This is a genomic window from Candidatus Thiodiazotropha sp. CDECU1 (assembly GCF_963455295.1).
Classification (GTDB): Bacteria; Pseudomonadota; Gammaproteobacteria; order Chromatiales; family Chromatiaceae; genus Thiodiazotropha.
Genome location: NZ_OY734020.1, coordinates 1,893,076 through 1,907,797, shown reverse-complemented (window position 1 = coordinate 1,907,797; position 14,722 = coordinate 1,893,076). Strand labels below are relative to the sequence as shown.

Annotated in this window: 14 protein-coding genes; 1 reads left to right on the top strand and 13 read right to left on the bottom strand. The window is 53.3% G+C overall.

What is annotated here, in order from left to right; genetic code table 11:
* Positions 1-27: 27 nt before the first annotated feature.
* The gene (locus tag R2K28_RS08635; RefSeq protein WP_316369182.1) at positions 28-774 is read right to left on the bottom strand and encodes a sulfite exporter TauE/SafE family protein; all 747 of its coding nucleotides are present in this window, start codon (positions 772-774) and stop codon (positions 28-30) included.
* A gap of 83 nt (positions 775-857) precedes the next feature.
* On the opposite strand from R2K28_RS08635, the gene R2K28_RS08630 reads away from it, so the two are divergent.
* Complete coding sequence (locus R2K28_RS08630; RefSeq protein WP_316369181.1) at positions 858-1,859, top strand: DUF4124 domain-containing protein; 1,002 nt, start codon at positions 858-860, stop codon at positions 1,857-1,859.
* Positions 1,860-1,878: 19 nt separating this feature from the next.
* Here R2K28_RS08630 and slmA read toward each other — a convergent pair whose 3' ends face one another.
* The 12 genes from slmA to R2K28_RS08570 form a co-directional block, all read right to left on the bottom strand.
* Positions 1,879-2,484, bottom strand: coding sequence for a nucleoid occlusion factor SlmA (gene slmA, locus R2K28_RS08625; protein WP_316369180.1), 606 nt, complete (start codon positions 2,482-2,484; stop codon positions 1,879-1,881).
* A complete protein-coding gene (gene argB, locus R2K28_RS08620; protein WP_316369178.1) occupies positions 2,484-3,380 on the bottom strand; it encodes an acetylglutamate kinase in 897 nt (298 codons plus the stop codon). The genes slmA and argB overlap by 1 nt, the downstream gene beginning before the upstream one ends.
* A gap of 65 nt (positions 3,381-3,445) precedes the next feature.
* Complete coding sequence (locus R2K28_RS08615; protein ID WP_316369177.1) at positions 3,446-5,959, bottom strand: phosphomannomutase/phosphoglucomutase; 2,514 nt, start codon at positions 5,957-5,959, stop codon at positions 3,446-3,448.
* A 246-nt stretch (positions 5,960-6,205) separates the two neighbouring features.
* On the bottom strand, positions 6,206-7,408 hold the full coding sequence (gene coaBC, locus R2K28_RS08610) for a bifunctional phosphopantothenoylcysteine decarboxylase/phosphopantothenate--cysteine ligase CoaBC (RefSeq protein WP_316369175.1): 1,203 nt from the start codon (positions 7,406-7,408) through the stop codon (positions 6,206-6,208).
* Between the two features lie 53 nt (positions 7,409-7,461).
* Positions 7,462-8,838, bottom strand: coding sequence for a DNA repair protein RadA (gene radA, locus R2K28_RS08605; protein WP_316369173.1), 1,377 nt, complete (start codon positions 8,836-8,838; stop codon positions 7,462-7,464).
* A complete protein-coding gene (gene alr, locus R2K28_RS08600; RefSeq protein WP_316369171.1) occupies positions 8,838-9,938 on the bottom strand; it encodes an alanine racemase in 1,101 nt (366 codons plus the stop codon). Before alr ends, radA begins: the two co-directional genes overlap by 1 nt.
* Positions 9,938-11,344: a replicative DNA helicase gene (dnaB, locus tag R2K28_RS08595; RefSeq protein WP_316369169.1), complete on the bottom strand. Its 1,407-nt coding sequence runs from the start codon at positions 11,342-11,344 to the stop codon at positions 9,938-9,940. The genes alr and dnaB overlap by 1 nt, the downstream gene beginning before the upstream one ends.
* A gap of 232 nt (positions 11,345-11,576) precedes the next feature.
* Positions 11,577-12,026, bottom strand: a complete 450-nt coding sequence (rplI, locus tag R2K28_RS08590; RefSeq protein ID WP_316369167.1) for a 50S ribosomal protein L9 — start codon at positions 12,024-12,026, stop codon at positions 11,577-11,579.
* A 70-nt stretch (positions 12,027-12,096) separates the two neighbouring features.
* Positions 12,097-13,002, bottom strand: coding sequence for a DUF2232 domain-containing protein (locus R2K28_RS08585; RefSeq protein WP_316369165.1), 906 nt, complete (start codon positions 13,000-13,002; stop codon positions 12,097-12,099).
* Between the two features lie 31 nt (positions 13,003-13,033).
* Entirely contained in the window at positions 13,034-13,258 is a 225-nt protein-coding gene (rpsR, locus tag R2K28_RS08580; RefSeq protein WP_116445302.1) for a 30S ribosomal protein S18, read from the bottom strand.
* An 11-nt stretch (positions 13,259-13,269) separates the two neighbouring features.
* Positions 13,270-13,758: a 30S ribosomal protein S6 gene (gene rpsF, locus R2K28_RS08575; RefSeq protein WP_316369163.1), complete on the bottom strand. Its 489-nt coding sequence runs from the start codon at positions 13,756-13,758 to the stop codon at positions 13,270-13,272.
* A 170-nt stretch (positions 13,759-13,928) separates the two neighbouring features.
* Entirely contained in the window at positions 13,929-14,678 is a 750-nt protein-coding gene (locus R2K28_RS08570; RefSeq protein WP_116476018.1) for a TIGR04219 family outer membrane beta-barrel protein, read from the bottom strand.
* Between the last annotated feature and the right edge of the window lie 44 nt (positions 14,679-14,722).

The following is a 14,722-nucleotide window of genomic DNA, read 5'->3' as shown; positions in this document are numbered from 1 at the left end:
GCCTAGGACAAGATAAATACCCAAATATCATCCTACAACCAATTTGGTGCCAATCAACAGGGTAACCACCTCGAATCCCCGTTTGATCCAGCGATTGCCCTTGGCGATGGAGAGATGCGCCCCCAGGTAACCGCCGAGCAGCGAACCGATCAGCAGCACCGGTATCCAGGCCCAATAGATATCCCCCAGAATACCCAGCGTGATGGCGCCGCTTCCGTTCCAAAACACACCCACCAGTACCAGGGTGTGGGCCACTGCCCGCCGGTAGTCGAGACCGAACCATCGGACCAGCCAAAGGGTGACGAAGAGGCCTGTACCCGAGGTGAGGGAACCATTCAGGACACCAATCAGGAAAAGCCCGCCCCCCCCGATCAGAAACCCGCTTTTGTCCCTATGGATCGCTTGATACTCGATACCGAGTTTCGGGCTCAGGAAGGAGTAGATACCCAGACCCAGTGTCAACACCCCCAAGGCGACTTCTGCATGTCTGTCCGCCACCTGGAGTATCAGGCTGGCGCCTATCACCACGCCGGGTAGTCCCGCGAGCAGCATATAGATCACAAACTGGCGTTCCAATCCTCCCTCGCGCAGATGGCGCACCGTAGCCCCTATACCGAGGGCCACAGAGGCCACTTTATGGGTTGCGAGTGCCACCCCAAAGGGCAGTCCCAGAAAGATCAGTGCCGGCAACTGAACCAGTCCCGCCCCCCCTCCAGAGAAGGCTGAAAAGAGGTTAGCCAGAAGAGAAATCACAAAAAGGGTGAACTGTTCCACAAAGCAGCTATCTTATGAGGTAAGCCACGAAGTATAATCTATCTCTGGTACCATTTGACTTATAAACAGAGAATTCTGCCGGTATGCGTCTGAGAATCGTAACACTGATAGCCGTTATCACACTTTTCCTGCCACTCTCCAGCCAGGCTGGGAAGCTTTACAAATGGGTTGATGATAAAGGTCAAACCCACTATACCCAGACTCTCCCCCCCTCCGATGCCCACCGCGCCCGTTCCCAACTGGACGAACAGGGAATTATTGTCAACGAGGTGGATGCAGCCAAGACAGAAGAGGAACTGCGACAGGAAGCGGAGCAGGAGAGGTTGCGCCAGGAACAGCAGCGCCTGGTTGAAAAACAGCTGGCGCAGGATCGTGTCCTGTTACGCTCCTTCCGCAGCGAGGATGATATTCAGATGACCCGTGACGGTCAGCTGCAATCGGTGGACACTTCCATACGTGTCACCCAGGCAAACATAAAGCGCCTTAAATTGACCCTTGAGGAGATGCAGCAAGATGCGGCAAAAAGGGAGTTGAGTGGCCGTAAAGTCTCGAAAAAGATGCTTCAGGATATCGAAACAAAGCGCCAGGCCCTGGAAGATGCCTATCGCTCCATTATCGATCGGGAGCATGACAAAAACCGTATACGTCAATCCTTTGCCCGCGATCTGAAGCGATTCCGAGAGCTGAAAAAACTCGAACAATCCAATGATCCGATTCAGGAGGCCAGAGCGTCGTTCAGCACAGCCTTACAGAATGTCTACCACTGTCAAAGCGGGGATACTTGCGAAGGGCCCTGGAAAAGGGCCAAGGCCTATCTAAAAGCACACTCCACCACCCCAATAAAAATTGAAGGCGAAAATATCGTCATTACTGGTGAACCAGTAGAAGATGACGATATCAGTATTTCGGTTTCTCGCATCAACGATCGCAAGAAAGGTACCTTGGTAATATTTATGGATCTTCAGTGCAAGATCATTTCACTGCAAAAACGTCTGTGTAATAACGTTGAATTGATCAAAAGCATCAAACATGGATTTCGCAATGAGCTTGCGAAGGAAGGAAAACTATCCCAATCCCTGCCTTGAGAAGGCAGTGGAGATAGGGTCACATCGGCGAGTCAGGCACGCTGAAGAGTGCGCTCGACAACAGTTGCCATTGATCGTCCCACCGCTGCAGCGGTGATATCTTAAACCGACTGCGAAGATATTGATGCATCAATCCCTCCACGAAACTGATCATCATGTTTGCCGATACCGTACTGTCAGCAGTCAATACGATATCCCGGCGCATCTCCGCCTCTCTGAGAATCTGTTTGAGCTGGGTCTCAACCCGGTCAAAAAACTGTCCGACACGTACCATTAGCCGTTCCGTCTCACCCACCAGGGCGTCACCCAGCAACACCCGTGTAATACCGGGATTTCTCTCTGAAAAGGCTAACAATAGATAGAGCAACTGGGCACAACGGGGTTCGGCTTGGGATTGTTCCTTTAGGATCTGATTCACTCGGGCAAAGACACTCTCTTCCGCAAAGTCGATCAAGCCCTCAAACATCTTGGCCTTGCTGGCAAAATGACGATACAACGCAGCCTCAGAGACACCTACCGCTCTACCCAGGGATGCCGTGGTGATGCGACTGCCCGGGTTCTGTTCCAGTTCGCTTGCAAGCGCTTCCAGTATCAACTGCCGACGAGATCGCTTTTCTGTTGCCATTAGCGCCGCCGTATCAATGTACCTACACCTTCATCCGTGAAGAGTTCCAGTAGTACGGCATGGGGTACCCTGCCATCAATGATGTGCGAGGCGCTGACACCTGTTTTGACCGCCTCCAATGCGGTGGATATCTTAGGCAACATGCCGCCGTGAATCGTACCATCCCCTATCAACTCATCGACCCGTTCCGCGGTGAGACCGGTCAACAGACCGCCATCCTTATCCAGCAGTCCACGAGTATTGGTAAGAAGTATAAGCTTTTCTGCCTGCATCACCTCAGCTATCTTGCCGGCAACCAGGTCTGCATTGATATTGTATGAGTGGCCGTCCTTACCAATACCGATCGGAGCAATAACCGGGATAAAATCCCCGTGCACCAGCATATCCACTACACTGACATCGATACTTTCAACCTCGCCGACGTGGCCGATATCGATGATTTCAGGGACATCAAGTTCCGGCCCCCTACGACTGATCACCATTTTTTTGGCGTGGATCAGATCACCGTCCTTCCCGGTAAGTCCAACGGCTGAACCACCGGCCCGGTTAATCAGGCTGACAATATCCTTGTTTACCAATCCCCCAAGCACCATCTCAACCACATCCATGGTTTCACTATCGGTCACCCGCATACCTTGAACAAATTCTGAATCCTTACCCAACCTCTGCAGTAAGTTGCCGATTTGCGGACCGCCACCATGCACAACCACGGGATTGATCCCTACCAGTTTCATCAATACCACATCCATGGCGAAACTGTTCTTCAATCCTTCATCAACCATCGCGTTGCCACCATATTTGATCACCAGCGTTTTACCCCTAAAACGCTGGATATAGGGCAATGCGGATGTCAATACGTCGGCAACGTTATGTGCCTGCTCAGGGGATAAACTCATGTTTGTACTATCAGACCGCTAACAATTTAAGACAGGTCAGTCCACCGGGTACCACTCCTGGCAGTTCAGAAAGGTGGTTGCAGTTTGGGGTCGACCTTGGTAAGCATATCACGAAAGATCGACTGAACTTGTTCCAAATCCTCTTCGCTATTCGCTTCGAAGCGAAATAACAGCGCAGGAGAGGTATTGGATGCACGCACCAATCCCCATCCCTGCTCGAACTCCGCCCGAAGACCATCGATCTTAACCATTCTAGCACCAGGCAGATCAGGTAACTTTTCGATCACTGCCATCACCTCTTGTGCCTCCCCCTCTTCCATCGCCAAGGTGTACTCGGGGGTTGAAAGGCTTTCAGGAAGCTCGGCGAACACCTCTGCACTGGTGCGGTAATCGAGTGAGAGTATTTCAAGCAGGCGCGCACCTACGTAGATACCGTCATCGAAACCATACCATCGCTCGGCAAACAGTATATGACCACTGAACTCACCCGCCAGCAGCGCATGAGTCTCTTGCATCTTCGCTTTCATCATCGAATGCCCGCTCTTCCACATCAGCGGGCGCCCACCATTGGAGAGAACGATGTTGGCGAGATGGCGGGTACATTTAACGTCGTAGATGATGTCGCCACCCGGTTCGCGGGTCAGTATGTCAATAGCCAGATACATCAGCAGTCGATCCGGCCAAATCAATTTGCCGGATGAGTCAACCACGCCGATACGATCGCCGTCACCATCGAAGGCGATACCTAGCGCCGCTTGATGCTCGACGACTGCCCGTTGCAGATCCTGCATATTTTTTGGATCGCCGGGATCCGGGTGATGATTGGGAAAATCACCAGCGGGTGAGCAATAGAGTTCAACAACCTCACACCCCAACTGCCGATAGAGTTCGGGGGCTACTACAGATGCAGCGCCATTACCGCAATCAACCACGACCTTGAGCGGCTGCCCGAGCCGGGTATCGGAAATCACCCGCTCGATATAGTCGTTGACAACCTCTTGGGAATCGAAGGAACCTTCACCTTGCAGCAGTTGGCCGGCATCGATATGCCGCCGCAGATCCTGAATCTCATCCTGGCTAGGGCTGTTACCGCCGGTCACCATTTTGAGCCCGTTATATTGCAGGGGATTATGACTGCCGGTCACCATCACACCACACTCTGCATCCAACTCGTGCACGGCGTAGTAAAGCAGCGGTGTAGGCACCATACCGATATCGATCACATCGCGACCGCTCGCTTGCAATCCCTGTATCAAGGCACTCTGCAGGCGCTCACTGGAATTTCGCGTGTCGCGGGCGACCACTACCGACTGATACCCTTTCTCAAAGATCTCACTGCCATACCCTTGACCCAGCAGGGAAACAATCTCTTCGGTCAGGGTTTCACCTACAATGCCACGAATATCGTAGGCCCTGAATATCGCAGCGGGAATATCTACATGGGCACTGCCATCCAATGGTATATCCACTGGTGTTTTTGCCACCACTTCGTCGATATTGATACCCAAACCATTATCGCTGGCAGCCATGACCCGCTTCGATTTACTCTTCTCAACCTGAGATGAACGAAACTCCTTGATCTGATGCTCCATCACCTCCAAGGTAGATTGTAGATCGCCCAATTGCGCGGGTTGAACTCTGGGTGGGCGACCAACGACCAATGCCTCCACTAAGGACAGTATCGTCTGCTGGTCGCGCTTGAGGGCATTCGTCATCTGTTGGCTGAAACGAAGCAGAAAAAGCGCTGTGATTAAAAACAGAAGCAGGCCGGGTGCAACCAATAACAGGTTGTCCATCAGATTGAACTGAACACCTGTTCCACCCCAATAGGCAACCTGCCAGATTGATCCTTTGACTGGTACCACACCATCCGCTTTGGTGCCGGTGGCAGACTCGTCCCCCTTTCCGACAATGACCAGCGGGTCTTTGTCAGAAAGCGCCTGTTGCACCTCTATACGGCCAGGGAGATTCTCAACCCTGCGGATGAGATTTTTCAACATATCCAATGAATATGCGACATGAAGTACCCCGGCAACATCGCCGACCTGATCGGAGGTAATAGCACTGGCAATTGCGATATGCTGATGCGGCGTACCAGACTGATGCAACTCTGCAGGCAGTACAACATCACTCTTCTCTGCCTTTCTTAAAAGCAGCAAGGATGCATAGCCCATATTTGGCATCTCGCTCGTATCAGGCTCATTGTAATCTACGGGCAGTAGCCTTAGCTGCAACGCATCGGGAACCAGTCGCGCAAGTCTGGCTTGCTGGGCGGGTAATCCGCCCTCATCGAAAGCATTGAAAGAGTCCGCCAGGCCGGGTTGACGAGCCAAACCCTGGATCAGTGCCAAGCGTTGTTGCAGGTTGGACGAGATGGATCCGGCGAGTAACTGAGCTGTAGACTTTACCTGTTGCTTGTCGCTTGTCTGAGTGGAGGTCAGATTCTGATACACCAGGTAGGACCAGGCAATTGCCGTCAATACCAGAAGCGCTAGAACCCCCAGTAGCCAATAGCCGCGTATGGTGCGACCACCGCTCTGTAGATTATCCTTCTCCCCACCACGTTTTAGAAACCCCATAATATTTCCTGGATCAGGCTAGGTGTTCTGAAAATCCATTCAGTAACAACCATGTTGAATACAAATTATAAACTGCTTTAAAAAATTCCACTTATTCCAGGACAGCTGGTAAAAGTCTACTCAACATCCGATTGATTCGAATAGCAGGCACTTCAGTTCCATAGCGCGCTAGTTTTGTGCATCAATCCAGCATAACCCCAAACCTATAATCAGCGCTCTCCCTGGTACTGATTGAATATTGATACTTCAGTTGCGCGCATGGAATTGCTTTGCAATCCTTTCGGCGAGTCGTTGAGCCAAGTAGGATTTCTCCATCATCGGCAACTCCTCTCGACCATCCTGCCATAACAAGAGTAGTGCATTCTGGTCAGACTCAAATCCACCTACCCTGCTACCAACCCTATTCGCAGCTATCATATCCAACTGTTTGCGACGACGTTTTTCATCGGCATACTGCTCAACCTGGTCTGTCTCAGCAGCAAAGCCCACTGTGAATGGTGGATCATTTTTAGCCGCCACTTCAGCGAGTATATCGGGATTCTTCACAAGTTCCAGTGCTAGTATCTCTTTATTTTTCTTGATCTTATTGGAGGCAATGTGGTTCGGACGATAATCGGCGACTGCAGCAACAGCGATAAAAATATCACAATTATCAACATGCGCCATGACCGAGGAATACATTTCAGCTGCCGTTTCAACCTGAATAGTGGTGATTTTAGATGGTGAGGTAAGTGCTGTCGGACCGCTCACAAGGGTAACTTCAGCACCTAAATCACGCATCGATTCCGCCACTGCGTACCCCATCTTCCCCGAACTGCGATTTCCCACATAGCGCACGGGATCGATCGGTTCCCTGGTTGCGCCTGCCGTGATCAGCACCTTGACACCCTGCAGCGTACCCGGACTGAAATAGTTCTCTACAAGTTGGCATAATGCCTCGGGTTCCAACATTCGCCCCGGTCCAGTTTCACCACAGGCCTGCGCCCCATCATCCGGTCCCCAGCAGAGATAACCCCGTTGAATCAGACGTTGCAGATTATCCTGGGTTGCCGAATTCAGCCACATCTGCCGGTTCATCGCAGGCGCCAACACTATCTGAGTCTCGGTAGCCAGGCAGAGAGTTGCCAACAGGTCATTTGCCTGTCCTGTCGCAACACGGGCCATAAAATCCGCAGTGGCCGGTGCAATCATTACCAGGTCGGCCCAGCGTGCAAGTGAGATATGATCCATTGCCGCTTCCTGGGCTGGATCGAGAAGTTCGGTATAGACTGGATGCCCTGAAAGGGCCTGGAAGGTGAGCGGGGTGACAAACGCCTGTGCTGCCGGGGTCATGACCACACGCACTTCAGCCCCCGCAGATTGTAAGGCCCGCAGCAGCACCGCACTCTTATAGCAGGCAATACCACCGGTCACCCCTAACAGGATCTTTTTGTTTGCTAATCCAGACATCACGTCTCAATTATCCTGAGATGGGGTAAGAGTACCCCATGCACCTAAGAATGTTAACCAAGCTCCAATACATCGGATAATTTATCAACCCCTGTCACTTGCAGTCCCGGGATTGGCTGCTTGGGTAGATTCAGGCGTGGCACGACCGCATGCTTGAAGCCGTGTTTGGCCGCCTCGCGCAGGCGTTCCTGACCATTGGGTACCGGCCTGATCTCTCCCGTCAAACCCACTTCGCCAAAAACGACCAATCCCAGGTCGATGGGACGATTGCGAAAACTGGAGAGGGCCGCCATCAAAACGGCCAGGTCTGAAGCGGTCTCAGTGATGCGCACCCCACCAACCACATTCACATAGACGTCCTGATCGAACATCCCAATGCCGCAGTGGCGATGCAGCACCGCCAACAACATGGAGAGCCTGTTCTGTTCCAAACCCAGGGTTACCCGGCGTGGATTAGCCAACGGACTCTCATCAACCAGAACCTGAACTTCCACCAGCAGTGGACGCGTACCCTCGCGGGTGACCAGGATGATACTCCCCGGCACCGTTTCCGCCTGGCGTGAGAGGAAGATCGCCGAAGGATTGCTGACCTCCTTCAAGCCCTTATCTGTCATGGCGAAGACGCCCAGCTCATTGACTGCGCCGTAACGGTTTTTTATGGTGCGGATAAGACGAAACTGACTGCCCGCCTCGCCCTCGAAATAGAGTACGCTATCCACCATATGTTCCAACACCCGGGGACCCGCCAGGTTACCCTCCTTGGTGACATGTCCGACCAGAAATACCGCCGTCCCACAGCGCTTGGCGAAATGCACCAGTTGCGCAGCCGCCTCCCTCACTTGCGAGACAGACCCGGGCGCCGATTGCAATAACTCGGTATACATGGTCTGGATCGAGTCCACCACCAACACCTGAGGACGCTCCCGCTGCGCAGCGGCGATGATCCTTTCGACACAGGTCTCGGGTAACAGCCGCAACTTTTCCGCGGACAGCCCCAGGCGCTTGGCACGCAACGAAAGCTGACGCGGCGACTCCTCCCCCGAAACATAGAGGGTGCACATGGATTCGGACAGACGTGCCAGGGTCTGAATCAACAGGGTCGATTTCCCGATACCTGGATCGCCACCAATCAGGACCACGGAGCCTTCGACAAGTCCACCCCCCAAAACCCGGTCGAGTTCCGAACTCCCGGTGGACGATCGCAGCTCCTGCTCACCCTCCACATCGGTCAGGCTCAGGATCTGTGTCGATGTCTCTCCGGTGTAACCGCTATAGCGACTGTTCGCAGCTGAGACAGGTGCGGCAAGACTCTCTTCCAGGGAGTTCCAGGCTTGACACTCTGAACACTGCCCAGCCCACTTTGGAAAGCTCGCGCCACAATCCCGGCAGACATAGAATGATTTCGCCTGACGCTTGCTACCTTGAGCCATCAGCCCACCTCATCTGCGTCTATGTTTATGTCGACGAACTCAACCCGCCGTTTGACACCACACAGCAATTCGTAAGCAATGGTTCCCGCGGCGGCGGCAATCTCTTCAACCGGCAGTCCCCTGCCCCAGAGTACGGCCCTGTCTCCCACCTTCACGCTGGGCAGATCCCGTGCATCGACACAGATCATATCCATGGATACCCGACCTATCAGGGGCAGGCGCTTTCCCGACACCAGTACGGGGGTGCCAGCGGGGGCATGGCGGGGATAGCCATCACCATAGCCAATTGCGATTACCGCCAAGGGCATTGCCGTCGGGCAAGTGAAGGTACCGCCGTAGCCGACACGCTCACCGGCCTGGCAGTGTTTGACAGCAATCACACGGCTCTGCAGGGTCATCACCGGCAGCAGATCTTCATCACCGGCTGTTGAATCGATGAATGGCGATACGCCGTACAGCATGATCCCCGGACGCACCCAATCCATCAGTGATCCGGGATGACCCAAAAGACCAGCTGAATTGGCAATGGAACAGGCATTGAAGCAACTAAGATCGAGTGACTCGAACAGGCTGCACTGGGCCCCGGTGGCGGGATCATTTCTGTCATCCGCGTTTGCCAGATGGGTCATCAGGTTAATCCCGGCAACTGCAGGATTCGCCTGCAATGCAGTAACCACAGCGCCGATTTCTTGCGCCGTGAAACCCAACCTGTGCATGCCGGTATCGAGCTTGATCCAAAGCTTCAAGGATTGTCGCTTTAGCCCTGTCTTCTCCAGGATCTTCAGCTGCGAAATATGATGCAGCACGATCTCAAGTCTCGCCTCGGCAGCCTGCTTGTATTCAGCCTCGCTATAACAACCACCCAGCACCAGGATGGGTTGGGTGATCACCGCACTACGCAGCGCCATGGCCTCACCGAGTCGCGCCACAGCCAAGCCATCGGCCTGGGCAAGGGTGGGGGCGACACGCAGCATGCCATGGCCATAACCATCCGCCTTGATCACGGCCCATACCTTGCGATCCTTCGCGGCTGCTTTTGCCCGCTTCAGGTTATGACCAAGGGCCGCGTGGTCGATTCTGGCCTGAGGGGCATACCCCATCAATAACCCTCGTCTGCATAAATATCGTCAGTGTAATTTTCAAATTTGGTGTATTTGCCAAGAAAGGTCAGACGGGTGGTGCCAATCGGTCCGTTACGCTGCTTACCGATAATAATCTCGGCGATGCCCTTATCCGGGCTATCCTCGTTATATACCTCATCCCGATAGATAAAGACGATGAGATCCGCATCCTGCTCGATGGCACCTGATTCACGCAGATCGGACATGATGGGGCGTTTATTGGTGCGTTGCTCGAGACTTCGATTGAGCTGGGAGAGTGCAATCACCGGCACATCCAACTCTTTGGCCAAGGCCTTGAGTGAGCGGGATATGGCGGATATCTCATTGGTACGATTCTCCCCTTCACCCGGGGCCTGCATCAATTGCAGATAGTCGATGACGATCAGACCCAGATCGCTATGCTCACGCTTGAGGCGCCGTGCACGGGCACGCACCTCCGTTGGAGACAAGGCCGGTGTATCATCGATGAAGAGAGAAGTCTCCGCCAACATGCTAACCGCCGATGAGAGCCGCGGCCACTCATCATCATCGAGTTTTCCCGTGCGTACCCGGAGCTGATCGATACGTCCCAGGGAAGACATCATACGCATCGCCAATGCATCCCCCGGCATCTCCATGCTGAATACCGCCACCGGTTTGCCCCCTTGAATGGCCACATTCTCTGCAATATTCATTGCAAAGGTGGTTTTACCCATGGAGGGACGTCCCGCGACGATGATCAGATCAGCATGCTGCAGACCGGAGGTCATCTGGTCGAAATCGGTGAAACCGGTGCCGAGTCCGGTGATCGGTTCATCCTGCTGGAAGAGTGTCTCTATCCTGTCCACCGCCTTGGTCAGGAGGGACTTGATCGGGGCGAATCCACCCTTCCCTTTTGTGGTCTGCTCGGCGATCTCGAAGACCTTGCGCTCGGCATTGTCGAGTAGCTCTTCCGCTTTCCTGCCCAGTGGATGAAACGCGCTGTCCGAGATATCCGTACCCACAGAGATCAGTTGCCGCATCACGGAATACTCGCGGACTATACTGGCGTAGGATTTGATGTTGGCCGCGCTGGGAGTCTCTTCCACCAGGCGAACCAGATAGGGGAGTCCGCCGCCGTCTTCAAGGGCCTCTTTACGTTCCAGGTGCTCTGCCAGGGTCACCACGTCGAATGGCTGACTCTCTTCGGCCTGGGCGGAGATGGCGTTAAAAATCAGGCGGTGCTCCTTGCGGTAGAAATCACTCTCCACAACCTGGTCCGCCACCTTGTCCCAACTGGCATTATCCAGCATTAGTCCACCCAATACCGACTGTTCCGCTTGAATCGAGTGCGGCGGTACCTTGATGGCACGAGTATCGTGATCCGGATAGGGTGGTAGCTCTTCAGGATAGGCGGTTTCTGACATCAATTTTGATCTACGGATGAGGTGGTGCGAATTTGCCGAATCGACCTGTAAGGATACGGGATTGCGCTGACCTAGGAAAGCTGATGCAGCAACAAAGCCGCTCTGAGCAAAAACTGCAAAAATGGGAAAATTAGTCGCTAACGGACGCCAACGACAGTAAATGAACGTAAAAAAGCTGTCAGGGTGCGGCAAGCCGCACCCTACAACTCAAGCGAAGTTGACCTGCTGCTGTTTAAGCTTCAGGAACAATCGTCAGTTTGATTTTGGCATTCACGTCGGCGTGTAGATGCAGATCGACCTCATACTCACCTGCAACACGGAATGCACCGTTTGGCAATAACACCTCTTTTTTAGCCAGCTCAACACCGGCTTCAGCAACGATCTTAGAGATATCAGCAGTACCTACCGAACCGAACAGACGCCCTTCCTCACCTGCCTTACAGGTAATTGAGACCTCTAACCCATCCAGCTTGGCTTGACGCGCCTCCGCAACCTTCAGCTTTTCAGCCGCATCTTTCTCCAGTTCAGCCCGGCGTTCCTCGAAGATCTTCACATTATCTTCTGTCGCCGGCACAGCTTTACCTGAAGGAATCAGGAAGTTGCGGCCATAGCCACTCTTCACGTTCACCTTTTCACCCAGATCACCCAGGTTATCCACTTTCTGCAATAGAATAATTTCCATTGTAACCACCTTTCTATAGGTCAAATCATCGGTTGCCGGGTGCCTTCAATGCCACACCAGCAACCTGTTCTTACCCGCGCTGTTTGAAGCGGGCTCGAAAATTTATCCAAACATCCATCAGACCGATACTGGTTAAAACCATCACCATCTGTGGCATGAACATAATCAGCATTATGTAGACCAATACCAACCAGAGTTGCGCCGATTTCATTCCCTTGAACACACCGTGAGCAACCGCCAAGCCCTGTAAAAACAGCACCCCCAGGAACACCGCACCCACGCAGTTGAGCAGGGCTGGTACATTCCCGGCGGGCATGAGCAAGAGCGATAAGGCCAATGCCCCAACCGCGCCGACCATCCAATGTACCCGCAGTTGATGGAACTCCTTGGAGAATCCACCCGGGTTGTACAATCTTGCCTGCCACCAGCGAGCGAGATAGAGGCTGGCTGTCAACTGCAGCATATAGACCACAGAGACTGCCCCGCACATCACCACCGATAGCTGCGCAACCAGTTGATCTCCCTGAGACTGATCCAACAACCCGCTGTCCACAAAGCGTTTTCCAAGGGGCTGCAGATACTCCTGCCAAAACAACGCAGGCTCACTCAGGACCATGTACTGTATCAACACCACCAACAGGCCAAATCCAATTGCCAGCTGTGTCGTTAACGCCAGTGACTTGGTGTTGCGTAACGCCATGCCAAGCATGGCGATCGGCATCCAAAGCACCAGCAAGACACCCACTGCCGGTAACGGATTAGAGACAATCACCACCATCAACAAGGCTATGGCCAATGTGGATAGAAGTAATGTTTTAATCCCGGCTGATGCCCCCTGACGCAGGAACACCAATCCTACGCAGGCGCTGCCTACAATGCCGATCAACGGAAATATCAGAGACAGCATAGTCAGGGCAGTGGTAGCCATTGCTGACTGGGACGGCCCACGCATCACAAAGGATGCCAATGCTTTCATGTTCCGCTACTCCGGCAGGTATGAGTCCCCCTTAGTGCTGATCGGTATAGGGCAGTAGTGCCAGATAGCGTGCCCGCTTGATAGCAGTCGCAAGCTGTCGTTGATACTTTGCCTTGGTACCGGTAATCCGGCTGGGAACGATCTTGCCACTCTCACTGACATAGGCCTTGAGAAGATTCAAATCCTTGTAATCGATCTCGCTGATGCCCTCCGCAGTAAAGCGGCAATATTTCTTACGTCGGAAAAAACGTGCCATTTGTATACCTCTCAATCCACTCGATTAACATCGTCCGAAGATTCGCTTGCTTCCGTGGCTGCTGCGGGAATCTCTTCCTCTTCCACACCCACTTCATCTTCCTCTTCCGCATCAGCATTAGCATCAGCATCCATTGCATCATCCCGGTCTCGGGATGATCCGCGCTCTCTCTCTTCCTCTTCCTGGGACTTGGCCAGTTGAGAGACTTCGGTAAGCGCCTCATCGCGGCGGATGACCAAGTTGCGAATCACGGCATCGTTGAAACGAAAGGCGCTCTCCAGTTCGGCCAGTGCCTCGGCGTTACACTCGATGTTCATCAGCACATAGTGTGCCTTGTGGATTTTATTGATGGGATAGGCCAGCTGACGGCGGCCCCAATCTTCCAGACGGTGGATCGTACCACCCTTGGTCTCGATACCCGAACGATAACGCTCGATCATAGCGGGTACCTGTTCACTCTGGTCCGGATGAACCAGGAACACAACTTCATAGTGCCTCATTGTCTCTCCTTTCGGGTTAGGCAGCCTCCCGCATCTGCGGTAAGGCAAGGAGTGATGCCCGGTCGATTCGCTAGGTCGTCGTTGCTGACGTCAACAGCGGCAGTCGGGCACCGGGAAGCGGCGGATTCTACCGATTTGAGGGGAAATCTGCAACTGGCGGAAAAATAGCCCTAAAAATCTGCCTGCACACCGAGAAAGGCGCCGTCGAAATCCCAATCGGTGTAGATTCCGTCCAGATCATCCAGTTCCAGGGAGATACGGTGATAGCCTCCCTTGAGGCTGATATCCACCGCCAGACTCTCGACCAGTTTGAAGGCGATCCCCGCCGTATAGTCTTGCAAGGTATGATCACCCAGACTCAAGAGGCTCAGATCACCGAACAGGGAGACGCGGCTGGCAGGAATCCCCACCTGGAGCGCCCCGTGAAACATCGGCACATAACCGTCAAAGGTCTCGCTGGCACGCAGACCATTGCTCTCAACCTCGATGTCGCCATCCAGGTATTTGACATTCAATCCCAGATCGAAAGATACCGTATCGTTGTCAAAGATCTCGTAATAGAAAATAAAATCTGTGTTTTGCGCCTCGAAATCAACATTCACATCGATGCCGGCGGGAAATGTAGTATCCGAGTAGTCGAAATTCTCCGACAGGCGCTGATCACCGGAAGAGCTGAGATCATTGGTCCTGACCTTGAAGTTGGGAACCAATGGCAAGGGGTGTTCAAATGCCAGGGTCAGGATGGCATTGCGTTCACTATCGAGATCGAATGACTGCTGATCGCTGCTATCTGCAAAGGAACCGGAGGAATCCATGTTCCAGAAATCCACATCAGCAGTCATGCCTAATACGCTATCGGCATGGAGAGGCATGTTCATCAAACCGGTCAGCAGTGACACGCAGGCTAATTTTCTGATCACGATAGTCTCCTCAATACCTTAAACAGGCAATCCTTCGGATTGAT

Coding starts and splice junctions, on each gene's coding strand:
- R2K28_RS08630 (WP_316369181.1), top strand. CDS start 858: ATGCGTCTGAGAATCGTAACACTGATAGCCGTTATCACACTTTTCCTG.
- slmA (WP_316369180.1), bottom strand. CDS start 2,484: ATGGCAACAGAAAAGCGATCTCGTCGGCAGTTGATACTGGAAGCGCTT.
- argB (WP_316369178.1), bottom strand. CDS start 3,380: ATGAGTTTATCCCCTGAGCAGGCACATAACGTTGCCGACGTATTGACA.
- R2K28_RS08615 (WP_316369177.1), bottom strand. CDS start 5,959: ATGGGGTTTCTAAAACGTGGTGGGGAGAAGGATAATCTACAGAGCGGT.
- coaBC (WP_316369175.1), bottom strand. CDS start 7,408: ATGTCTGGATTAGCAAACAAAAAGATCCTGTTAGGGGTGACCGGTGGT.
- radA (WP_316369173.1), bottom strand. CDS start 8,838: ATGGCTCAAGGTAGCAAGCGTCAGGCGAAATCATTCTATGTCTGCCGG.
- alr (WP_316369171.1), bottom strand. CDS start 9,938: ATGGGGTATGCCCCTCAGGCCAGAATCGACCACGCGGCCCTTGGTCAT.
- dnaB (WP_316369169.1), bottom strand. CDS start 11,344: ATGTCAGAAACCGCCTATCCTGAAGAGCTACCACCCTATCCGGATCAC.
- rplI (WP_316369167.1), bottom strand. CDS start 12,026: ATGGAAATTATTCTATTGCAGAAAGTGGATAACCTGGGTGATCTGGGT.
- R2K28_RS08585 (WP_316369165.1), bottom strand. CDS start 13,002: ATGAAAGCATTGGCATCCTTTGTGATGCGTGGGCCGTCCCAGTCAGCA.
- rpsR (WP_116445302.1), bottom strand. CDS start 13,258: ATGGCACGTTTTTTCCGACGTAAGAAATATTGCCGCTTTACTGCGGAG.
- rpsF (WP_316369163.1), bottom strand. CDS start 13,758: ATGAGGCACTATGAAGTTGTGTTCCTGGTTCATCCGGACCAGAGTGAA.